Raw genomic sequence first — 22779 nt, 5'->3', positions numbered from 1 at the left:
ACGCAAGGAGAATAGCGTTGGAGCAGAAGAAAGGCATCACCACAGCGACGATGAAAGACGTAGCGGATAAGGCCGGCGTATCGACGGCCACCGTATCCCGCGCGTTGATGAATCCGGAAAAAGTGTCCGCGACAACACGACAAAAAATCGAACAGGCGGTCATCGCTGTCGGATATTCTCCCCACGCCTCCGCCCGCAATCAGAAACGCAATGAGTCGCGCACCATCCTGGCTATCGTTCCCGATATCTGCGATCCTTTTTTTTCCGATATTTTTCGGGGAATCGAAGAAACCGCGGCTGAACATGGCTATCTAGTGCTGATCGGCGATTGCGCCCATCAGCACCAGAGAGAGAAAACCTTCGTCGATTTGATCATTACCAAGCAGATCGACGGCATGCTGCTTCTCGGTTCGAATCTGCCGTTTGATGCAAGCAAAGAAGAGCAGCGCAGCCTGCCGCCGATAATCATGGTCAACGAGTTCGCGCCGGAATTGGAATTACCGGCCGTGCACATTGATAACCTGACCGCCTCCTTTGAGGCGGTACACTATTTGCAGCAGCTCGGCCATCAGCGCATCGCCTGCATTGCCGGCCCCGAGCATATGCACCTGAGCCAATATCGCCTGCAGGGCTATATTCAGGCGCTGCGCCGCAGTGGCGTCACCGTCGATAACCAATATATTATTCGCGGCGACTTTAGCTATGAAACCGGGGTAAACGGCCTGATCGCCCTGATGAAACACCCTCTGCCCCCCAGCGCGATTTTCTGCCATAGCGATATCATGGCGATCGGCGTGCTTTCGCAGGCAAAAAAAATGGGGTTGGATATACCGCGCGATATATCTATCGTCGGTTTTGATGATATCGTGCAGGCGCGATACTGTTCGCCGCCGTTAACCACGGTGGCGCAGCCGCGTTACCAGCTCGGGCGCGAAGCGATGCTGCTGCTGTTAGAGCGGCTGCACGGACATCGGGTGCATAGCGGCTCTCGCCTGCTGGCCAGCGAACTGGTCATCCGCGACAGCACCGCGCCGCTAAATTACGCCCGAAACCGGCTTTAAGACTTCAGGAGCTGGTCAAATATTTTCGTGTTCAGTAACATGGCACCCTGATTAACTCATTTATTCAATTCACAGCGAAACGACAGTGGCACAAAGAGACTATGTCAGCCGAGGGCGTTCCAATACGCGCCGGAAAAAGACAACCAGCCGAAGAAAAAGCAACGCTTCAGGAATGTCCAAGACCATGATAGCGCTGGCTGTCGCTGTTTTGGTCACCTTTGCGGGCGGGCTATATTTCATCGCCCACAACAAACCGGCGGATTCGCCGGTGTTGCCGCATCAGAATTCGGGTAAAGGCAGCGGGTTGCCGCCCAAGCCGGAAGAGCGCTGGCGCTATATCAAAGAGCTGGAGAACCGCCAACTGGGCGTATCGACCCCCACGGAGCCGTCCGCCGGAGGCGTGATCCAGTCGCCGGCGCAGCTGACCGATGAACAACGCCAGTTGCTGGAGCAGATGCAGTCCGACATGCGTCGCCAGCCGACCCAGCTCTCGGAAGTGCCCTATAACGATCAAACGCAAATACCGCGTTCGCAGGTCACCATCAAGCCGCCGGAACAGACCCGGCCGGTAACGCCGCCGGTCCGAACGCCGGTCGCCGCCGCCCCGGCCGCGCCAAAGCCGGAAACGCCGAAGCAGGAAGCGGTGAAACCGGAAACGGCGAAGCAGCCGGAAGCGGCGAAACCGGAAAAATCACAGCGCTGGATGGTGCAATGCGGCTCATTCAAGAGCATGGAGCCCGCCGAATCGGTGAGAGCGCAGCTGGCGTTTGCCGGCATTGAAAGCCGGATCGCCTCCAACGGCGGATGGAATCGGATCATGCTGGGTCCTTACAATAACCGGGCCGCCGCCGACAAAATGCTACAGCGGCTCAAGGAGATCGGTACTGCCAGTTGTATTCCGCTCGCCAGCGGGGGTTGAAAAACGCCGCCTCGTCCCCATCTATAAATCAATATGCCCCGCGCCAGCGGGGGTCTTTTTATCCGGTAACGGGGACTGACTCGTGACAACAATTGTAAGTGTACGCCGCAACGGCCATGTGGTCATCGGCGGTGATGGACAGGCGACGCTGGGAAATACCGTCATGAAAGGCAACGTGCGTAAAGTACGCCGCCTCTATAACGATCGCGTTATTGCCGGTTTCGCCGGCGGTACGGCAGACGCCTTTACCCTGTTCGAGCTCTTTGAACGCAAGCTGGAATTGCATCAGGGACATTTGGTGAAAGCCGCGGTAGAGCTGGCGAAGGATTGGCGGACGGACCGTATGCTGCGCCGTCTGGAGGCTCTGCTTGCCGTAGCGGATGAAAACGCTTCATTAATTATTACCGGCAACGGCGATGTCGTGCAGCCGGAAAATGATTTGATCGCGATCGGTTCCGGCGGCCCCTATGCGCAGGCGGCCGCTCGCGCTTTGCTGGAAAACACGGAGCTCAGCGCGCGGGATATTGTCGAGAAATCGTTAGGTATTGCTGGCGATATCTGCATCTATACCAACCAATTCCACACGATTGAAGAATTAGCCTCAAAGGCGTAAGGATCAACTATGTCTGAAATGACCCCGCGCGAGATAGTCAGCGAACTTGATAGCTATATCATCGGTCAGCATAACGCCAAGCGCGCGGTAGCCATCGCGCTGCGCAACCGCTGGCGAAGAATGCAGTTGGAAGAGTCGCTGCGTCACGAAGTGACGCCGAAAAATATTCTGATGATTGGTCCGACCGGGGTGGGTAAAACCGAAATCGCCCGCCGTCTGGCCAAGCTGGCAAACGCGCCTTTTATCAAGGTTGAAGCCACCAAATTCACCGAAGTCGGCTATGTAGGCAAAGAAGTCGACTCGATCATCCGTGATTTAACGGATTCGGCGATCAAAATGGTACGTCAGCAGTCCATAGAGAAGAACCGCCATCGCGCCGAAGAGCTGGCGGAAGAGCGTATTCTCGACGTTTTGATTCCTCCGGCGAAAAATAACTGGGGGCAGCCGGAAGAAAACCACGAACCGTCGGCGGCGCGTCAGGCTTTTCGCAAGAAACTGCGCGAAGGCCAGCTGGACGATAAAGAGATCGAAATCGATCTGGCCGCCGCGCCGGTCGGCGTTGAGATTATGGCCCCTCCGGGCATGGAAGAGATGACCAACCAGCTGCAATCCATGTTTCAGAATCTGGCCGGGCAGAAGCAGAAAGCGCGCAAGGTCAAAATCAAAGAAGCCTTCAAGCTGCTGGTGGAAGAAGAAGCGGCCAAACTGGTGAATCCGGAAGAGCTGAAGCAGCAGGCGATCGAGTCGGTCGAGCAGCACGGCATCGTGTTTATCGATGAGATCGATAAAATCTGTAAACGCGGCGAAAGCTCGGGCCCGGATGTGTCCCGCGAAGGGGTGCAGCGCGACCTGCTGCCGCTGGTGGAGGGCTGCACCGTCTCAACCAAACACGGTATGGTTAAAACCGACCATATCCTGTTTATCGCCTCCGGCGCATTCCAAGTCGCCAGCCCGTCGGATCTGATCCCCGAGCTGCAGGGACGTTTGCCGATCCGCGTTGAATTACAGGCGCTGACGACGGAAGATTTTGAGCGTATCCTAACGGAGCCGAGCGCATCATTGACCGAGCAGTACAAGGCCTTGATGGCAACGGAAGGTGTCAATATCGAGTTTTCGACGGACGGAATCCGCCGGATTGCGGAAGCGGCGTGGCAGGTCAACGAACGTACCGAGAATATCGGCGCGCGCCGTTTGCATACCGTTCTGGAGCGCTTGATTGAAGATATCTCTTACGATGCCAGCGAAATGAATGGTCAAAATGTTACCATTGACGCAGATTACGTACGTAGTCACCTGGATGAATTAGTAGCAGATGAAGATCTGAGCCGATTTATCTTATAATCCGCCTGCACGGATCGTCCTGTTAACAGTCAAGTGGGAGGCCAAGGCCTCCCACTTGTGTTTATAGCACTGTCGTTAACCCTTTTTATTTATAAAAAATAAATGTATTCCTATAGGGATCGTTAATAAAAATTGAAGCACGCCATGACCTTATCAACCCATAAAAGCAAAACCCAAGCCTGGTTGGACAGCCTGCGTCCAAAAACTTTGCCGCTGGCTTTCGCTTCCATCGTCACCGGTTCGGCGATTGCAAGCTGGCACAGCAGTTTTAAACCGGGTATCGCGCTGCTGGCTCTGCTTACGGCCGGGTTATTGCAGATTCTCTCCAATCTGGCGAATGACTATGGCGATGCGATAAAAGGCAGCGACACCGAAGATCGTATCGGCCCGCTGCGTGGTATCCAGACGGGGGCGATTAGCCTGACGCAGTTAAGAAACGCGCTGATTGTCACCGTTGCCCTAACGATTATCTCCGGCGTTTCACTGGTGATCGCCGCCTGCGAAAAACCAACCGATATCGTCGGATTCCTGATCCTCGGCCTGCTGGCCATTCTCGCCGCCATCACCTATACCGTAGGCAGCAAGCCTTATGGCTACATCGGGCTGGGCGACATCTCGGTGCTGATATTTTTCGGCTGGCTGAGCGTTGCCGGCTCCTATTACCTGCAAACCGGCCACTTCGACAGTATCGTTATGCTGCCGGCCACCGCCTGCGGCCTGCTGGCCACCGCCGTCCTGAATATCAATAACTTGCGCGATATCGATAACGACCGAATCAGCGGAAAAAACACGCTGGCGGTACGTCTCGGCGCGCAGAAGGCACGCTGCTACCACACCATGCTGCTGCTATTGGCGCCGGTTTGTCTCGGACTGTTCGCCATTTTCTATCTGCATAGTCTGGCCGGTTGGTTATTCATCCTGGCGCTGCCGTTGCTGCTCAAGCAGGCCGTTTACGTTTTACGTGAAACCAGCGCGTTTAGCATGCGCCCTATGCTGGAAAAGACCGTCAAGTGCGCGCTGCTGACCAACATCCTGTTCGCCGTGGGCGTAATACTCAGCTAGTCGTTGTAAAGTCCGGCTTTATTCTCGGCCTGACGCGATGCTTTACTGATACGCATCAAGTTAACATTTGATGATTTTGCCAACATCCGCCAGAAAGGGATATACTCACTATCCCTGCGGCAACCTGACGTAAATCCTATGAAATACGATACTTCCGAACTGTGCGATATTTATCACGAAGAGGTGAATGTTGTTGAGCCTCTGTTCTCTAACTTTGGCGGGCGTACTTCATTTGGCGGGCAAATCACCACGGTGAAATGTTTTGAGGATAACGGCCTGCTTTATGATTTACTGGAAGAGAACGGCGCCGGGCGCGTACTGCTGGTCGACGGCGGCGGTTCGGTGCGCCGGGCGTTAATCAACGCGGAACTGGCGAGACTGGCGGCCCAGAACGAATGGGAAGGCATTGTCGTCTACGGAGCGGTGCGTCAGGTGGACGACCTCGCCGAACTGGATATCGGCATTCAGGCGATGGCGGCAATCCCGGCCGGCGCAGCCAGCGAAGGGATCGGCGAGAGCGATATTCGCGTTAATTTCGGCGGCGTCACCTTTTTCTCGGGCGATCACCTCTACGCGGATAACACCGGGATCATTCTGGCGGAAGATCCGCTGGATATCGAATAATCCGCTTCAATCGCCGCCGCGCTCCCGGGGCGAAAAAAGGGCGAAGCTTCTAATGCCGATCGTTTAAGCATCGAGATACACGGGGCGACCACAGAGGGGAGGCGTCCCTACGGGAACCTCCCTCTGTGTTTCCCCTAAAAACCGGCTTAAGTGACCCGCATTCGGCGAAGCTTCGCCCTTTTTTGCAAAAGTCAGACCTCTTCCATCTTCCCTAACAGGGCGCGCAGGCGCTCCTGCCACATCGTTTGTTCTTCTTTCAATTGTTCGTTTTCACGCACCAGCGCTTCGCGAGCGCCCGACGCAGCCTGAACATCTTGCGACAAGGCGTTGTTTTTCTCTTTCAGCTCTTCGATTTCCATTTGCAACAGCGTAATAGTATCAATCGCTTGCTGAACTTTCGCTTCCAGCTTTTCAAACACTTCAAATGACATTCTTCAAACCCCTTTTAATCGCAAGGCATAAAAATCGGTGAATACCAGCCCAAAACATCCGCTGCGGCCGCCGTACGACGGCGCGCCTGACAGGCCGCCCGTGGACGCAAACCGCCGGCAGAACCGGTCTGATAACTGGACCGACGATAGTAGAATTGTATGTAGCCAATCTATCTCTGTCTAGCAAACATCCCATAGAACGACGAGTGTGGCAGCTTTTCTCGACAACCTCTATCAGCACAAACCGAAAAAGGGCGTTAACCGCCGCCGCCCTGCTGCTTATGTTAATAAATTTAACCCGGGGGTTAACATAAGATAGGCGTCATCAATCATTAAGGCTCAAGTATCTAAGCGAATACGCTCATTTCTTTGACGAACAACACACATTTTAATTTCGATATTTCTCGTTTTCGAACATTAACGATAAATTCACATCATGAACACATTTAACCCGGCGGGCCGTTCTTCAGGCGCGCTCTTCAAGACCCACAATAATGTTGTACCCTACACAACAGGATAATAATTATGAGTCAATCAGACAGTTCAACCCTAAAAGGCCAGTGCATCGCCGAATTTCTGGGTACCGGCCTACTGATTTTTTTCGGCGTCGGCTGCGTCGCCGCATTAAAACTGGCGGGCGCCAGCTTCGGGCAATGGGAAATCAGCATCATCTGGGGTCTGGGCGTGGCCATGGCCATCTACCTGACCGCCGCGATCTCCGGCGCCCATCTCAACCCGGCGGTCACCATCGCCCTGTGGCTGTTCGCCTGTTTCGATCGCCGCAAAGTCATTCCCTACATTCTGGCTCAGATAGCGGGCGCATTCTGCGCCGCGGCGCTGGTCTACGGCCTGTATTACAATCTGTTCATCAATTTTGAACAGACGCACGGCATGGTGCGCGGCAGCGTGGAGAGCCTGAATCTCGCCGGTATCTTCTCTACCTATCCGCACCCGCAAATTTCAGTCATGCAGGCCTTTCTGGTAGAAACCGTGATTACCGCCATCCTTATGTGCCTGATTCTGGCGCTGACCGACGACGGCAACGGCATCCCGCGCGGGCCGCTGGCGCCGCTGCTGATCGGTATCTTAATCGCCGTGATCGGCGCCTCGCTGGGGCCGCTCACCGGTTTCGCGCTGAATCCGGCGCGTGACTTCGGTCCCAAGCTGTTCGCCTTCCTGAGCGGCTGGGGGGAGATCGCCTTCACCGGAGGACGGGACATCCCTTACTTCCTGGTGCCGATTTTCGGTCCCATCGTCGGCGCCGGACTGGGCGCGTTCGGCTACCGCATGCTGATCGGCCGCAACCTGCCTTGCGATACTTGCCAAGCCGATAGCGAAACCACAGTTCACACCGAGAGCCGTTAAATTTAACGCCACGGTGACTCTCCTTACGGTTAACAACAACAGGATTGGATTTATGAACCCGGAAAAGAAATATATCGTCGCTCTCGACCAGGGAACCACCAGCTCCCGCGCCGTAGTGCTGGATCATGACGCCAACATCGTCAGCGTTTCACAGCGTGAATTCAGCCAAATTTATCCGAAAGCGGGTTGGGTGGAACACGACCCGATGGAAATCTGGGCTTCGCAAAGCTCCACGCTGGTGGAAGTGCTGGCCAAGGCCGATATCAGCTCCGATGAAGTTGCCGGCATCGGCATCACCAACCAGCGTGAAACCGCCATCGTATGGGAAAAAGAGAGCGGTAAGCCGATTTACAACGCCATCGTCTGGCAGTGCCGCCGCACCGCGGAAATCTGCGAACAGCTGAAGAAAGACGGTCTGGAACAGTATATCCGCGATACCACCGGGCTGGTGGTCGACCCCTACTTCTCAGGAACCAAAGTCAAATGGATTCTGGATCACGTCGAAGGCTCGCGCGAACGCGCCCAGCGCGGCGAGTTGCTGTTCGGTACGGTCGATACCTGGCTGATCTGGAAAATGACGCAGGGGCGCGTGCATGTTACGGATTACACCAACGCCTCGCGCACCATGCTGTTCAACATCCATACGCTGGAGTGGGATGAACGCCTGCTGCAGGCGCTGGATATTCCGCGCGCCATGCTGCCCGAAGTCCGCGCCTCCTCGGAGATCTACGGGCAGACCAATATCGGCGGCAAAGGCGGGACGCGCATTCCTATCGCCGGCATCGCCGGCGATCAGCAGGCGGCGCTGTACGGTCAGCTTTGCGTGCACCCCGGCATGGCGAAAAACACCTACGGCACCGGCTGTTTTCTGCTGATGAACACCGGTGAGGAAGCGGTGCTGTCGAAACACGGCCTGTTGACCACCATCGCCTGCGGGCCGCGCGGCGAAGTCAACTACGCGCTGGAAGGCTCCGTCTTCGTTGGCGGCGCCTCTATCCAGTGGCTGCGGGATGAGCTCAAACTGATCGGCGAATCCATGGACTCGGAATACTTCGCCACCAAGGTTAAGGACACCAACGGCGTCTACGTCGTTCCCGCCTTTACCGGACTCGGCGCGCCCTACTGGGACCCGTACGCCCGCGGGGCGATCTTCGGCCTGACGCGCGGCGTAAACGCCAACCACATCATCCGCGCCACGCTGGAATCCATCGCTTACCAGACCCGCGATGTACTGGACGCCATGCAGGCCGACGCGGATACCCGGCTGAAATCCCTGCGCGTGGACGGCGGCGCGGTGGCCAACAACTTCCTGATGCAATTTCAGTCCGATATTCTCGGCACCCGCGTCGAGCGCCCGGAAATTCGGGAAGTCACCGCGCTGGGCGCCGCCTTCCTGGCGGGGCTGGCGACCGGATTCTGGAACGACCTGGATGAGGTGAAAAGCAAAGCGACGATCGAACGGGAATTCCGCCCCAGTATCGAAACGGTTGAACGCAATTTCCGTTACAAAGGCTGGCAGAAAGCCGTGGCGCGCGCGCGCGCGTGGGAAGATCGCGACGAGTAGCGCGCTTATACGGGCGCGGAGGCGATTTCGGGCGCGGGAAGAGCACGCCTCCGCACGCGCCCGTCGTCGCGGGGGAAGCAGCGAGCTTACGGCGTTCGCCTATCGCGCCTTGCTCGCCATGATCTCGATAATCTGCGTATCGGTCTGCTGCATCGAGCCGCAGGCCAGGGCGCACAGATTGGCGATCGACTGGTCCACATCGTGGGCGACGATGCCTTCATTGCCGGTGACCGCGCTGTTATCCAGGGCCATCAGCACCGCTTTATAAGCGGCCGAGACGCTGGTGGAGACTTTCATCGCGCAGCTATTAGAGGCGCCGTCGCATATCATGCCGCTCACATCGCCGATCATGCTGCCGATAGCCATCGCCACGGGCTCATAGCGTCCGGCGATCAGCCAGGCGATACCGGCCGCCGCCCCCATAGAGGCCGTCGTCGCCGCGCACAGCGCCGAAAGCCGGGGAAGTTTGCTATGAATATAGATGGCCGTTAGGTGAGAAAGCATCAGCGCGCGCGCCAGTTTCTCCTCGCCGCAGTTTAAATACTCCGCCGCCGCCACCACCGGCATGGTCGCCGCAATCCCCTGATTGCCCGAGCCTGAATTGCTCATGGCCGGCAGCACCGCGCCGCCCATGCGCGCATCGGAGGCCGAAGCCGAGCGAATCATGATATCGGAGAGCAGATCGTGCGACAGCAACCCCTGCTCACGCTGACGCGCCAGGGTAGCGCCGATATGCAGCCCGTAATGTTTGCTCAGCCCTTCTCGGGAAAGGGCCGCGTTCAGTTCGGCCGCATCAAGAATAAAGCGGATACGCTCAAATTCGACCTGCGTGGCGAAATCGTAAACGTCGCGCGTCGTCACATCGCTCAGACAGGCGCCGTCGACGGATTCATCGGTTTCCGCGCCGTCGCTCAAACGTTCATCGCAAAGCACCTCGCCGTTTTTTTCGATGCGGATGACGCGCGTGTGGCTGCCGGCGATCGTCACCGTGGCCGACTCCCCCTGGCTGTAGACGGTAACCTGCGCGTAAAGAATATCCTCGCAGGGCTGCATCATACCGACGCGAACGCCGCCTTGAGCCAGCAGCGCTTTCCCGGCGTCGATGGCCTGAGGGCGCGCGTAGCGCAGCACCTCCAGCCCGGCCTGCGGATCGCCGCCGAATGCGCCGACCGCGGCGGCGATCGGCAACCCCACCATCCCGGTGCCGGGAACCGCGACGCCCATCCCGTTTTTCATCAGGTTCGGCGAGACCTTGACCGCCACGCCCTCCACGCCCCCGGACAGATACGAGGCCGCCATTGCGGAGGCCAACGCCACCGAAATCGGCTCGGTGCAGCCTACCGCCGGTTTAACCTCTTGCCGTACGACGCGGATAAACGCGTTCCACAACGGAGGATTTTCGTGCTTATTCATCATTCATACCTTCGCCCAACCTGATTGTTCGATATCCCCTTCATACTTCAAGCCGCAGGCGCGTTGGCTTTCCCGCGGATCGAATTATTTTGGGCCATAGCTGCCGGCTTTCGTTATGAACAATCATATTCCAGGCAGGAGAGAAATTTTTTTCAACTTTCATCGTCTCAAAAGAAATAATTAGGAAAATTTTCTCTTTTTATAAAAAATATATGGATTTAAATCTAACTATAAGTAAATTTATATAATAAAGTTACTGCTCCCTGCGGCTTTACCCGCTCCGCCCGCCGCCCGATAAGACCGCGTCCGACGCCGCGCCGCGCGCCCCCGCTTTCGGGCATTTTCCTACCTGACATCAACGAGCGCCGCCCTCGGGTGTGATAAAATCTCCGCCCACACACCCCTTTCTCCGGTTTAATAACAGACAGGTATCCATGAAACGTGAATTAGCCATCGAATTCTCGCGCGTCACCGAAGCGGCAGCGCTGGCAGGTTATAAATGGTTAGGCCGCGGCGATAAAAACGCCGCCGACAATGCGGCGGTGCAAGCCATGCGCATTATGCTCAATCAGGTCGATATCAACGGCCAGATTGTCATCGGTGAAGGCGAAATTGATGAAGCACCGATGCTGTTTATCGGCGAGCAGGTGGGCACCGGCCACGGCGATACGGTGGATATCGCCGTCGATCCGATCGAAGGCACCCGCATGACCGCAATGGGTCAGGCCAATGCGCTGGCGGTGCTGGCCGTCGGCGAAAAGGGGGCTTTTCTGCACGCGCCCGATATGTACATGGAGAAACTGATCGTCGGCCCGCAGGCCAAAGGCACTATCGACCTGGAGCGGCCGCTGGCGGAAAACCTGCGCAATATCGCCCGGAAAATGGATAAACCGCTCAGCCAGCTAACGGTGATTACGCTGGCCAAACCGCGCCATGACGCCGTTATCGCGGAAATGCAGCAGCTCGGCGTGAAGGTATTCGCCATTCCCGACGGCGACGTCGCCGCCTCGATTCTTACCTGCATGCCGGATAGCGAGGTCGATGTGCTATACGGCATCGGCGGCGCGCCGGAAGGCGTTATCTCCGCGGCGGTGATCAGAGCGCTCGACGGCGATATGCAAGGGCGGCTGCTGGCCCGGCATCAGGTTAAAGGCGACAGCGAAGAGAACCGCCGCATCGGAAAAGAGGAGCTGGAACGCTGCCGGCAAATGGGCATCGAAGCCGGAAAAGTGCTGCAACTCGGCGATATGGCGCGCAACGACAACGTCATCTTCTCCGCTACCGGCATCACCAAAGGCGATCTGCTGGAAGGGATCGCGCGCAAAGGAAATATCGCCACGACGGAAACGCTGTTGATCCGCGGCAAATCGCGCACCATTCGCCGCATTCAGTCCACCCACTACCTCGATCGTAAGGATCGGGCGCTGCATGCTTTACTGCTGTAGCCCGGCGATGTTTTCATCGGCTGGTTGTTTCACAGTTGTTAACAATTAGCGTATCTTAGAGGCGGCCGATTTTACGGCCGCTCTGGCGCGGCAGAAATCAATCGCGCCAGGCGTCGAACCTCAAGCAGATACAGGAGCACAGAACGATGGCTGAATGGGTAACCGGCAAAGTTATTCAGGTGGAAAACTGGACAGAGAGTCTGTTTAGCATTCGTATTCACGCCGCCACCGCCTCCTTCACCGCCGGACAGTACGCCAAGCTGGCGCTGGACATGGAGGGCGAGCGCATTCAACGGGCCTACTCTTACGTCAACGCGCCCAGCGACCCTACCCTAGAATTCTATCTGGTCAACGTGCCCGAGGGGAAACTAAGCCCGCGGCTGCACGCGCTGCGCCCCGGCGATGAGATCATGGTGACCAAAGACGCCGCCGGTTTCTTTGTGCTGGAGGAGATCCCGCAATGCGCCACCCTGTGGATGCTGGCGACCGGTACGGCGATCGGCCCCTATCTTTCCATCTTGCAGGAAGGGCGCGATCTGGCGCGTTTTAACAATATCGTACTGGTTCACGCCGCCCGTTTTGCGCGCGACTTAAGCTACCTGCCGCTGATGCAGCAGCTGCAGCAGCGCTATCAGGGGCAATTGCATATCCAAACGGTGGTCAGCCGCGAAGAACAACCGGGCTCGCTGACCGGCCGCATCCCGGCGCTGATCGCCAGCGGCGCGCTTGAGTCCGCCGTGGGTTTGCCGATGGACGCCGCGACCAGCCATATCATGCTGTGCGGTAATCCGCAGATGGTGCGCGATACGCAGCAAATATTGAAAGAGGAACGGCAGATGACCAAACACCTGCGCCGCAGGCCCGGCCATATCACCAGCGAGCACTATTGGTAAAGGGCATCAGGGGCGGAATTTAACCGATTCCGCCTGCGGCCCGAACCGATTATCTCCGGGCGTGCCGGCGAAAACGCCGCAGTCGAGAAACACCATCATCCCGATTAGCGACGGAATAAAGCGCCCGACGCCCCACTGCCAGACCCCCGGCAGCATAGACCAGTTGCCGGCGGCAAGCATCCACGCCACGATCAAAAGCAAAGCCCACCAGCCGCTTTTATCGCGGTCATGCAGGCGCTTTACCAATATCGCCGCCGTCGGCCACAGCAAAGCCACCAGCCCAAAGGCGGCCGATTGCGTATCCAGCCAATTATTGCCGGCCAGCGCGAACAGCGTCATCATCAGCGCCAGCCAAACGCCCAGCCAAATCCAGAAATCACGGCGGCCGATCCGGCCTTTAAACGAAAAACACCATTGTTGCAACGTCATTAAATACAGGCTCTGCATCGTCGTTTGATTTTGGCTGAGTTTACCCTAACCGCGCGCGACGCCGACAATCTTTATGCGAATTTTGACAAGCGGCGACAAATACCGCTTTAATCAAATCTATCGTCGTTAGCGCCGCGCTTGGCTGATTGCGCATTTCATCTGATAATGTACCTATGATAAAAAAATACCTCGTGCCCCTGTTTACGCTATCTGCACTGGCGCTGTATCTCCCCGACGCCTGGTCCGATCCGATTTTTCCGCCCAAATCATCGCCCGCCGCCCCCTATCTGCTGGCGGGCGCGCCCACCTTCGACCAGACCATCGTACAGTTCCGTACGCGCTATAATCTGAGCAATCCGACGCTGCCGCTCGGCGAGTTTAAGGTCGTCGATACCGGCCATAACTCCAATCTGCTGACCCGCGCCGCCAGCCGCATCAACGATCGGCTGTATGCCTCAACGGCGCTGGAGAAGGGAACCGGGAAAATTAAAACGCTGCAAATCACCTATCTTACGCAGCCGGACGATACCGAGGCCGACGCGCGGCGCGCGCAGGCTATCCGCTATATGGCGGCGCTGGCGCGGGTTTTCGCGCCGTCGCTGACGGAAGAGCAGAGCATCCATAAAGTCACGGAATTGCTCGGAAAAGGGAAAGGGCAACATTTTTACCAGCAAACCGAAGGCGCCCTGCGCTATGTGGTGGCGGATAACAGCGAAAAAGGGCTAACTTTTGCTGTTGAACCGATTAAGCTAACGCTATCCGAACAGTAACCGACAGGCTAATTTAATGACGAAAAACAGAGCCACGGTGATATTTCATCTTTATACTGTCGGCAGGCAGTAGATTTTGATTCATTCGCTATTCCGTCTGGAGGAAAAAAAATGCGACATCCATTAGTTATGGGTAACTGGAAACTGAACGGCAGCACCCACATGGTCAACGAACTGATCGCGGGCTTGCGCAAAGAATTAAGCGATGTCGACGGCTGCGGCATCGCCATCGCGCCGCCGGCAATCTATCTGGATACGGCTAATCATCTGCTGGCCGGCAGCCGTATCGCGCTGGGCGCGCAGAACGTAGACGTCAATCTTTCCGGCGCCTTTACCGGCGATACTTCCGCCGCCATGCTGAAAGACATCGGCGCTCAATACATCATCATCGGTCACTCTGAACGCCGTACCTATCACAAAGAAAGCGATGAATTCATCGCGAAAAAATTCGGCGTGCTGAAAGAAGCCGGTCTGATCCCCGTACTGTGCATCGGCGAAACCGAAGCGGAAAACGAAGCGGGCCAAACTGAAGCCGTCTGCGCCCGTCAGTTGGACGCGGTGCTGAATACGCTGGGCGCCAAGGCGTTTGAAAACGCGGTGATCGCCTACGAACCCATCTGGGCTATCGGCACCGGCAAGTCCGCCACGCCGGCGCAGGCTCAGGCCGTGCATAAATTTATCCGCGATCATATCGCCAAACAGGATAAAGCCGTTGCCGATCAGGTAACCATCCAGTACGGCGGTTCCGTAAACGCCAGCAACGCGGCGGAACTGTTCACTCAGCCGGATATCGACGGCGCATTGGTCGGCGGCGCATCGCTGAAAGCCGACGCTTTCGCCGTGATCGTCAAAGCCGCTGCGGAAGCGAAACGCGGCTAAGCGCGACATTATCGCCAGAAAAAATGCCTGCTTGCGCAGGCATTTAAGGTTGCTGACAAAGTGCGGTGAGCGGCGATAATGGATGGATCGTAAAGACGCTGCAAGTACGTCCCTGTAAGCTCGAACCGCGCCATCCCTGGCGCGGACGCTTTACTCTTCCATTCCATTATCACCGTTCGATAAAGGCAGATAAGTTTGCCAACAGTCTGTAATGCCTGCTTACGCAGGCATTTTTACCTTAAAGACGAGCGGTTATTGCGCGGCGGGGATTTGCTGGGTAATGCAGTGGATATTGCCGCCCCCCAGCAGGATCTCGCGCGCCGGCACGCCGCTTATCGCATAGTCCGGGAACATCTGCTGCAATAAATCGCGCGCGACGTCGTCCGTACGGGCGTCCAGCAGCGGGAAAATAATCTGCCGGTTGCTGATTAAGAAGTTCACATACGACCCCGCCAGACGCGACCCCGCATAGCGCTCAACCGCATTGCCGATATCTACGCCCCGCGCTTCTTCCGGCGTAACGTACAGCGGGCCGGGAGCCGGCAGCTTCCAGATTTTCAGCCGACGCCCGCGCGCGTCTTTGGCGCGGGATAACGCCTGATAGGCGGCCGCGGAACGGGCGAATTGCGGATCGCTCTCATCGTCCGTCCAGTGCAGCGCGACTTCGCCGGGACGCACAAAACAGCACATATTATCGATATGACCGTCGGTTTCGTCGTTATAAACCCCTTCCGCCAGCCAAACGATGGTCGAAACGCCCAGATAATCGCGCATCAATTGCTCAATCTGCGCTTTATCCAGCTGCGGGTTGCGGTTGGGATTCAGCAGACACTCGGCCGTCGTCAGCAGGGTTCCTTCGCCATCGGTATGGATTGAGCCGCCTTCAAGCACCAGCGGCGCGGCGTAACGCGCGTCGCCATGATAGGAGAGCACCTGCGCGGCAACCTTTTCATCCTGACGCCAGTCTTGATACAGACCGCCGAGCTCGCCGCCCCAGGCGTTGAAGCGCCAGTCAACACCGCGGCGCTCCCCGGCCCGGTTCAGCACCATGGTCGGACCGGTATCGCGCATCCAGGCGTCATCGCTTTCCATGGCGACCAGCGTAACGCCAGCGGGCATGATACGTTTGGCGTCATCCATGCAGCGGGCCGGCACGCCCATGATCACCGGCGTGTTGCGCGCAATGACGCCGGCCACCGCGGCAAAGGTCCGCTGCGCGGGCAGAGCGTCATCGCGCCAGTTATCCCGCCGATAGGGCCAAAGCATCCATACGGCGTCCTGCGGCGCCCATTCGGCGGGCATGACGAAACCGTCCCGATGCGGCATGGTCAGTTGTGACATCGCTTATCTCCGGGTCTTGCCGTCAGAGCTGGCGATCGCGCCGTACATGTCAGGACGGCGATCGCGAAACAGACCCCAGGCCGCACGCTGTGCGGTAATGGCGTCCAGATCAAAGGTATGCACCAGTACGGCTTCATCGCTCTTGTTAGCCTGCGCCACCAGCGCGCCGGTTTGGTCGGCGATAAAAGAGGAGCCGTAGAAGGTCATTTCCAGGCCGTCGATATATTTACTGGCTTCGGTACCGATGCGGTTGGAGGCGATCACCGGCACCAGGTTGGCGGCGGCATGCCCCTGCTGAACCCGCGTCCAGTGCGGCTGGCTGTCGATATCGGGATAGGCCGGTTCGGAGCCAATCGCGGTCGGATAGAAAATCAGCTCCGCGCCCTGCAGCGCCAGGCAGCGGGCGGTTTCAGGAAACCACTGGTCCCAGCAGATGCCCACGCCGATTTTCGCATAGCGCGTCCGCCACACTTTAAAGCCGGTATCGCCCGGTATAAAGAACTGTTTTTCCTGATATGCCGGACCGTTGGGGATATGGGTTTTACGGTAAACATCGAGCACGGAGCCGTCGGCGTCAATCATCACCAGCGAGTTGTAGTACGCGTTATTGGCGCGCTCAAAAAAGCTCAACGGCAGAACGACTTCCAGCTCGGCGGCCAGCGCGGAAAAATGTTTGATCAGCGGGCTGGTTTCCAACTCTTGCGCCAACGCATAGTGTTCGGGACTCTGATCGATACAGAAATAGGGCGCGGCGAACAGCTCCTGAATCAGGATAACCTGCGCCCCTTTTGCATGTGCCTGCCGCACCAGTTTTTCGGCATTTTCAACGTTCCTGGGCAGATCCCAGGAGCACGCCATTTGTGTTGCGGCAACGGTAACTTTTTTCATGCGAAAACCTCGATAATCTTATTTACGCCCATCGTCCTGCAAAGCCGGCGTGTGTTGGTGACCGCTTCATTATGCCAGTTAATCGCAATAATTCACTACGAGGAATAAGCGGCGCAGAAAACGCGGCGTCGGAAGAGACGATCGTAAAATATCGCCGCGGCGACGGCTCGGAGGCCATGAAAAAAATCCCGCTGGCGGCAGCGGGATTTTTTCAGGCAAACAGCGCATGACGCATCAGAACAGCTTTTTAGCCGTATCCAGCCAGTCTTTCTTGAAAGGACGCTTCATGTTCTCAATCGCGTCGATAATGTCATGATGCACCAGCTTTTCATTCTGGATACCGACGCAGCGGCCGCCGTAGCCTTGCAGCAGCAGTTCGATTGAGTAGGCGCCCATGCGGGAAGCCAAAATGCGATCGTACGCCACCGGAGAACCGCCGCGCTGAATATGCCCCAGCACCGTAGCGCGCGTTTCGCGGCCGGTCTCTTTCTCGATGTATTTCGCCAGATCATCGACATCGCACACCAGCTCCGTGATCGCCACGATGGCGTGCTTCTTCCCTTTCTCAATGCCGGCTTTGATTTCACTCACCAGATCTTTCGGGCTAAACGGCTCTTCCGGCACCACGATAAACTCACAGCCGCCGGCGATCGCCGCCGCCAGGGTCAAATCGCCGCAGTGGCGCCCCATGACCTCGACGATGGAGATACGCTGGTGGGACGAAGAGGTGTCGCGCAGACGGTCAATGGCTTCCAGCACCGTTTCCAGCGCGGTGAAGTAACCGATGGTGTAGTCGGTGCCCGCGACATCGTTATCGATGGTGCCGGGCAAACCGATACAGGGGAACCCCATTTCCGTCAGGCATTTGGCCCCCATGTAGGAACCGTCGCCGCCGATAACCACCAGCGCGTCCAGACCGTGTTTGCGCATGTTTTCTACGGCGACCTGGCGAACCGACTCTTCACGAAACTGCGGAAAACGCGCGGATCCGAGAAAGGTTCCGCCGCGGTTTATCACATCGGATACGCTGTAACGATCCAACTGTTTCATTCGATCTTCATACAAGCCCTGATAGCCATCATAAATGCCGAAAACCTCCAGCCCTTCCGTTAACGCGGCGCGCACCACACCACGAATTGCCGCATTCATGCCGGGCGCATCGCCGCCACTCGTCAATACTCCGATTTTTTTAATCATGACAACCTCTGGACTTGTAGATGTAATTTCGCAGGATTCTTCTATCGAAAATTGACTGCCGACGCTTTTTCCGTTCGCCTTTCAAGCAGTAGCGGCTTCGCCGTTGCTTGCAGCCTACTGGGCGCCGTCGACAGTATCCCTTTAATTTTTTAATCAAGACATATTATAACAAATACCCATTGCTGAATTGATTCAGGTCAGGCTAATTCGCGCAATATTTTTTCGCCGCCATCTTCGCCTCGGGCAGCCGACGGCGACGCGGGGACGGCTAGACATTCAACATCCCCCGCTGCGCTTCCGGCACCGTCGAAACCGGATCCTGATGAATAAGAACATCAGAACCCGGGAACTGTTTAAGCAACGCCTGCTCTACGTCATCGGCAATCTGGTGCGACTGCACCAGCGGCAGCGCGTCATCCATCTCCAGATGCAGCTGGATGAACCGGGTCGGCCCGGACCGGCGGGTGCGCAAATCATGGGCGCCGCGAATCCCCGGCCAGTCGGCGATAATTCTGACGATGGCGTCGCGCTCTTCATCCGGCAGCGCGCGGTCCAGCAGAGACTGCACGGCGTCATACCCCATCCGCATCGCACTGTACAGAATATAAACGCCGATGCCCAGCGCGAACAGCGCGTCGGCGCGCGTCATGCCGTAGCGACTCAGCACCAGGGCCAGCAAAATCGCCCCGTTCATCAGGAGATCGGACTGATAATGCAGCATATCCGCCCGCACGGCTTGACTATAGGTGTGTTTAACCACCCAGCGCTGGAACGACACCAACAGCAAAGTCGACGCCAAAGCGATCGCCGTCACCCAAATCCCGATCTCCGGCGAGGTTAGCGCCTGGGAGGTTACCATATGCTGCAGTCCCGTCAGAATAAGGAACAGCGCGGAGCCCGAGATAAACATACTCTGCGCCAGCGCGGCCAGCGCTTCAGCCTTCCCGTGACCAAAGGTATGTTTGGCGTCCGCCGGCTGAAGCGAGTAACGCACCACCAGCAGATTCACCAGCGAAGCGGCGATATCGACCAGGGAATCCACCAGCGACGCCAGCAGGCTTACCGAACCGGTATACCACCAGGCGAACAGCTTCATCATAAACAACAAACAGGCTACGGTCGTCGCCCCGATTGCCGCCATGGTGACGAGACGCCGGTATTGTGAATTCATAACGCTCCTCTTCAAGCCCGGAACCCTCGCCGCTTATCGTTAATTGATTACGGTGTTGTTTAATACCAGAGCATAGCGCCTGAAGATAAAAACGCACCATAGCAAAGCGATCACGCCTAATGCCGCGCCGATGAAACCAATATCCGCCAGACTCATATGCGTAATCACCTGGTTGCCCAGCAGCGCGCCGCCGCCGATCCCCACATTATAAATACCGGAAAAGAGAGACATGGCGACATCGGTGGCATCGGGAGCCAGCGTCATCACTTTAACCTGCATGCTCAGCCCTATCGCCATAATCGAGATCCCCCAAATACAGCACAGCAACGCCAGGGTGATATTGCTGAAAGAGAGCGGCAGCAGCAGGATCTGGCACAGGGGCAATAGCGCGATGGCCGTCGTCAGGAAGGCGGTGGGATACCTGCTGCTATACCGGCTGAATAGCATGCTGCCGATAATCCCGGCGCCGCCGAACAGCAGCAGCAGCGCGGTGATAAAACCGTCGCTCATCATCGCCACCTTCTGTACGAAAGGTTCGATATAGCTGTAGGCGGTAAAATGCGCGGTGACCACGACCACCGTTAAGCCATAAACGCAGAGCAATGCCGGGCGTCTAAACAGCTCGGGCAAGCTTTTTAACGATCCGGCATGGCGGCTGGGCAACAAAGGCAGCAGTTTCATCATCACCAGCATAATCACGCAGGCCACAATGCCGATAATCGAAAAAGTGATGCGCCAGCCTAAATATTGACCGACCAAGCGGCCCAAAGGCAGGCCCAGCACCATCGCCAGCGCGGTTCCCGTCGCCAGCAGGCTCAGCGCCTGCGCTTTTCTGCCATGAGGCGCCAGACGCACCGCCAGAGACGCGGTGATTGACCAAAAAATCGCGTGGGACAGCGCCACGCCGACGCGGGCGATCACCAATACCCAGAAGTTCCACGCCACGCCGGATAAAAAATTACTGACGGCGAACAGAATAAAAACTTTGATCAAGAGGCCGCGCCGCTCCATTTTGCTGGAAAGCAACATAAACGGCAGCGACATAAGACTCACCACCCAGGCATAGATCGTAATAATAAGCCCAACCTGCGCGGCGCTCATCGAAAAGCTGACGGCGATGTCGGACAAGAGCGCCACGGGAACAAATTCAGCGGTGTTGAAGATGAATGCCGCCAAAGCAAGGCTGACAACCCGCAGCCATGCGGTCGATCTGGGAGAACGAGTCATATGTTGGTATCAAACGTTAAAATGGAAGAATGCGAAAATCAGCTCAGTGAGGGGATTACGCGAAGCCTTAATGTTACCGGAAAAGTATAACGTTCTGATGTCAAACTGTAATCAGTAACGGATGCTTTCTAACCCGCCGGCCCCCGTCCCGCACGCTATACTCGTTATACTTCAAGCCGCATGCGCGCCGCCTTTGTTGCTCGCCCCGTTGGGGCCAGCGCAAGCGCCGCTCGAATGATTTAGAGTATGCGTCCGCGCGGGCGTTTAGGGTTGCCTGATTACTTCAGCTTCAGCGTACGAATAATATTTTCCGCGTCGGTCTGGGCCTGCTGCTGATCGCCCGCCGGCAGCGTAATCTGCAGCGTCAGCAGGTGTTCGTCCACCTTGCCGAGTACGATGGATGAGTAGGCCTGCTGTCCGCTGCTGGTGATAATGCTATCCAGCTGCTGCAGTTTCTGCCCGTCTACATCGATGGTTTTATTGGTCACCACCTGCAGGTTGGCGTCACGCGTACGCTGCTGATCTTCCAGACGCTGCGTCAACACGGATAGCGCTTCCGTGGTGTTATCGCCCAGGATTACGATCACCGCTTTTTGCCCGTTTTCGTTGGCGTAAACGTGCATATTATTCGCCTGAGTACCCAGTTTGCCGCTTTGGTCGCGCATATCCGCCGGCAGGGTGAATGCGATTTTGCCGGACATCAGTTCAATAGCCACGCCCGCCGGGGCTTCGGCCGCCGGTTTATCCTGCGCTGGCGCCGCCGCGCTATCATCCTTGTTGCCGTCACAGGCGGCAAGCATAACGACCAAAAGACTCATTCCGAGGTACTTCACTACATTCGGCATAGGGTTCTCTTTCTGTTGCTGGAACGGATAAATCATTATCGCACGCTATTCCGCGAGTAAAAACAAGCGGATTGTTGTCACAAACCATAAATTCAGACGCGTAGCCTAGCAGCGTTTCGCCGCCCTATTCGGCCGGCAAAACGCCGTTTAGCGGCGGTTTTCCACTGATAGATAAGGCATGCCGGGCTGCCGCTCGCTCAGGCGTTTCAGCGCCATATTCAGCATCACGCCGTACATCGGCAGAAAGAACAGCATGCTTATCAATAGTTTAAACGTATAGTCCACCATGGCGATTTCAACCCAGTTGGCGGACATAAAGGGATCGGTGCTGCGGTAAAACGCAATAAAGAAAAAAGCCAGCGTATCGCTGAGATTGCCGAACAGCGTCGAAACGGCGGGGGCCACCCACCAGGCGTTACGCTGGCGCAGCCGGTTAAAGACGTGAACATCCAGAATTTGCCCCAGGACATAGGCCATAAAGCTGGCGATGGCGATGCGGGCGACCACGATATTGACCTGTCCCAACGCGCTGAACGACTGCCATTCTCCCTGATAAAACAGCACGGAGATCAGATAGGACACCAGCAGCGCGGGCACCATAACGGTCAGGATGATGCGGCGGGCCAACGGCGCGCCGAAAATCCTCACCGTTAGGTCGGTAGCCAGGAAAATAAACGGAAAGGTAAACGCGCCCCAGGTGGTGTGAAAACCGAAAATCGACACCGGAAGCTGCACCAGATAATTACTGGATGTGATGATCAGAATATGAAATAGCGAAAGCCATACCAGCGCCGTCAGCCGCTGTTGGGCGGTAAATCGATACATGTCTGCGACCTTTTTGGTTATTGGGGTGAGGGAACCCAAGAAATATTTCGCGCGGCCATGCCGCACGTCTGTGCATGCGCGCCGCATGATACGCATTTATCTTCGCAATGCAATGGTTGTTTTTTGCGCAAACGTTGTCGTGGCTTGCGCCTGAAAATCCCCGGCGTAAACTATGCTGGTTTTATTTATTGCTCCTTAACTGCAGAGAACGTTGATGACCGATCCTTTCGCCAATCCCGATAAGACCCTTGATGCGCAGGGATTACGCTGTCCCGAACCCGTGATGATGGTACGCAAAACGGTACGCCAGATGGGTCCCGGACAAACGCTATTGATCCTGGCGGACGATCCGGCGACAACCCGCGATATTCCCGGATTCTGCCGGTATATGGACCATCGCCTGCTGGCGCAGGCGACCGAACGGTTGCCCTATCGCTATTTGCTGCGTAAGGGCGGCTAACCGCCCGTCTCCGGCG

General features: G+C 56.8%; 23 protein-coding genes. 13 read left to right on the top strand and 10 right to left on the bottom strand.

The genetic code is table 11. The features are described 5' to 3' along the window. Window positions 1-17: 17 nt before the first annotated feature. The 6 genes from cytR to rraA all read left to right on the top strand — a co-directional run bounded on the left by cytR (window position 18) and on the right by rraA (window position 5620). Window positions 18-1061 (top strand): DNA-binding transcriptional regulator CytR, encoded by a 1044-nt coding sequence (gene cytR / locus VSX58_RS12660; RefSeq protein ID WP_327618396.1) that lies wholly within the window; start codon window positions 18-20, stop codon window positions 1059-1061. Between the two features lie 85 nt (window positions 1062-1146). Beyond that, window positions 1147-1980, top strand: coding sequence for a cell division protein FtsN (gene ftsN, locus VSX58_RS12655; protein WP_327618395.1), 834 nt, complete (start codon window positions 1147-1149; stop codon window positions 1978-1980). Window positions 1981-2062: 82 nt separating this feature from the next. Further along, window positions 2063-2593: an ATP-dependent protease subunit HslV gene (gene hslV / locus VSX58_RS12650; protein WP_048636608.1), complete on the top strand. Its 531-nt coding sequence runs from the start codon at window positions 2063-2065 to the stop codon at window positions 2591-2593. Between the two features lie 9 nt (window positions 2594-2602). After that, window positions 2603-3934, top strand: a complete 1332-nt coding sequence (hslU, locus tag VSX58_RS12645) for an HslU--HslV peptidase ATPase subunit (protein ID WP_327614245.1) — start codon at window positions 2603-2605, stop codon at window positions 3932-3934. A 144-nt stretch (window positions 3935-4078) separates the two neighbouring features. Next, on the top strand, window positions 4079-4996 hold the full coding sequence (locus VSX58_RS12640) for a 1,4-dihydroxy-2-naphthoate polyprenyltransferase (protein ID WP_327614244.1): 918 nt from the start codon (window positions 4079-4081) through the stop codon (window positions 4994-4996). A 138-nt stretch (window positions 4997-5134) separates the two neighbouring features. Further along, on the top strand, window positions 5135-5620 hold the full coding sequence (gene rraA / locus VSX58_RS12635) for a ribonuclease E activity regulator RraA (protein WP_327618394.1): 486 nt from the start codon (window positions 5135-5137) through the stop codon (window positions 5618-5620). Window positions 5621-5811: 191 nt separating this feature from the next. Here rraA and zapB read toward each other — a convergent pair whose 3' ends face one another. After that, the gene (zapB, locus tag VSX58_RS12630) at window positions 5812-6051 is read right to left on the bottom strand and encodes a septal ring assembly protein ZapB (protein ID WP_327614242.1); all 240 of its coding nucleotides are present in this window, start codon (window positions 6049-6051) and stop codon (window positions 5812-5814) included. Between the two features lie 525 nt (window positions 6052-6576). Here zapB and VSX58_RS12625 point away from each other — a divergent pair. Together VSX58_RS12625 and glpK are read left to right on the top strand one after the other, a co-directional pair. Then, window positions 6577-7416: an MIP/aquaporin family protein gene (locus VSX58_RS12625; protein WP_327614241.1), complete on the top strand. Its 840-nt coding sequence runs from the start codon at window positions 6577-6579 to the stop codon at window positions 7414-7416. Window positions 7417-7468: 52 nt separating this feature from the next. Then, a complete protein-coding gene (gene glpK / locus VSX58_RS12620) occupies window positions 7469-8980 on the top strand; it encodes a glycerol kinase GlpK (RefSeq protein WP_327618393.1) in 1512 nt (503 codons plus the stop codon). Between the two features lie 99 nt (window positions 8981-9079). Here the strand turns inward: glpK and VSX58_RS12615 are convergent, their stop codons facing one another. Next, window positions 9080-10393 carry an L-cysteine desulfidase family protein gene (locus VSX58_RS12615; RefSeq protein ID WP_327618409.1) on the bottom strand — a complete coding sequence of 438 codons (1314 nt, stop codon included), beginning with the start codon at window positions 10391-10393 and terminating at the stop codon, window positions 9080-9082. A 434-nt stretch (window positions 10394-10827) separates the two neighbouring features. Here VSX58_RS12615 and glpX point away from each other — a divergent pair, with 434 nt between their 5' ends. Next, a complete protein-coding gene (glpX, locus tag VSX58_RS12610) occupies window positions 10828-11838 on the top strand; it encodes a class II fructose-bisphosphatase (protein ID WP_327618392.1) in 1011 nt (336 codons plus the stop codon). A gap of 146 nt (window positions 11839-11984) precedes the next feature. Next, window positions 11985-12731: a ferredoxin--NADP(+) reductase gene (gene fpr / locus VSX58_RS12605; RefSeq protein WP_327618391.1), complete on the top strand. Its 747-nt coding sequence runs from the start codon at window positions 11985-11987 to the stop codon at window positions 12729-12731. A gap of 6 nt (window positions 12732-12737) precedes the next feature. On the opposite strand, the gene VSX58_RS12600 is transcribed toward fpr, so the two are convergent. After that, complete coding sequence (locus tag VSX58_RS12600) at window positions 12738-13160, bottom strand: DUF805 domain-containing protein (RefSeq protein WP_327618390.1); 423 nt, start codon at window positions 13158-13160, stop codon at window positions 12738-12740. Between the two features lie 173 nt (window positions 13161-13333). Here VSX58_RS12600 and VSX58_RS12595 point away from each other — a divergent pair, with 173 nt between their 5' ends. After that, window positions 13334-13930 carry a DUF1454 family protein gene (locus VSX58_RS12595; protein ID WP_327618389.1) on the top strand — a complete coding sequence of 199 codons (597 nt, stop codon included), beginning with the start codon at window positions 13334-13336 and terminating at the stop codon, window positions 13928-13930. A gap of 111 nt (window positions 13931-14041) precedes the next feature. After that, window positions 14042-14809, top strand: a complete 768-nt coding sequence (gene tpiA, locus VSX58_RS12590; protein ID WP_327618388.1) for a triose-phosphate isomerase — start codon at window positions 14042-14044, stop codon at window positions 14807-14809. A 252-nt stretch (window positions 14810-15061) separates the two neighbouring features. Here the strand turns inward: tpiA and aguA are convergent, their stop codons facing one another. The 7 genes from aguA to VSX58_RS12555 all read right to left on the bottom strand — a co-directional run bounded on the left by aguA (window position 15062) and on the right by VSX58_RS12555 (window position 22303). Then, window positions 15062-16150: an agmatine deiminase gene (gene aguA, locus VSX58_RS12585; protein WP_327618387.1), complete on the bottom strand. Its 1089-nt coding sequence runs from the start codon at window positions 16148-16150 to the stop codon at window positions 15062-15064. Window positions 16151-16153: 3 nt separating this feature from the next. Beyond that, complete coding sequence (gene aguB, locus VSX58_RS12580) at window positions 16154-17038, bottom strand: N-carbamoylputrescine amidase (RefSeq protein WP_327618386.1); 885 nt, start codon at window positions 17036-17038, stop codon at window positions 16154-16156. Window positions 17039-17272: 234 nt separating this feature from the next. Next, window positions 17273-18235 carry a 6-phosphofructokinase gene (gene pfkA / locus VSX58_RS12575; protein WP_327618385.1) on the bottom strand — a complete coding sequence of 321 codons (963 nt, stop codon included), beginning with the start codon at window positions 18233-18235 and terminating at the stop codon, window positions 17273-17275. A gap of 268 nt (window positions 18236-18503) precedes the next feature. Further along, window positions 18504-19406: a CDF family cation-efflux transporter FieF gene (gene fieF, locus VSX58_RS12570; protein WP_327618384.1), complete on the bottom strand. Its 903-nt coding sequence runs from the start codon at window positions 19404-19406 to the stop codon at window positions 18504-18506. A 39-nt stretch (window positions 19407-19445) separates the two neighbouring features. Continuing rightward, window positions 19446-20633, bottom strand: a complete 1188-nt coding sequence (locus VSX58_RS12565; RefSeq protein WP_327618383.1) for a sugar transporter — start codon at window positions 20631-20633, stop codon at window positions 19446-19448. Window positions 20634-20911: 278 nt separating this feature from the next. Next, window positions 20912-21478 (bottom strand): DcrB family lipoprotein, encoded by a 567-nt coding sequence (locus VSX58_RS12560; RefSeq protein WP_327618382.1) that lies wholly within the window; start codon window positions 21476-21478, stop codon window positions 20912-20914. 147 nt (window positions 21479-21625) lie between these two features. Next, window positions 21626-22303, bottom strand: a complete 678-nt coding sequence (locus VSX58_RS12555) for a 7-cyano-7-deazaguanine/7-aminomethyl-7-deazaguanine transporter (RefSeq protein WP_327618381.1) — start codon at window positions 22301-22303, stop codon at window positions 21626-21628. A gap of 214 nt (window positions 22304-22517) precedes the next feature. Here VSX58_RS12555 and tusA point away from each other — a divergent pair, with 214 nt between their 5' ends. Next, window positions 22518-22763 (top strand): sulfurtransferase TusA, encoded by a 246-nt coding sequence (gene tusA / locus VSX58_RS12550; RefSeq protein WP_327618380.1) that lies wholly within the window; start codon window positions 22518-22520, stop codon window positions 22761-22763. The last annotated feature ends 16 nt before the right edge of the window (window positions 22764-22779 follow it).

Origin of the sequence: Brenneria populi, assembly GCF_036016195.1 — a bacterium.
In the GTDB taxonomy this organism is placed as follows: Bacteria; Pseudomonadota; Gammaproteobacteria; order Enterobacterales; family Enterobacteriaceae; genus Brenneria; species Brenneria populi.
This window is presented reverse-complemented; position numbering and strand designations above follow the sequence as displayed.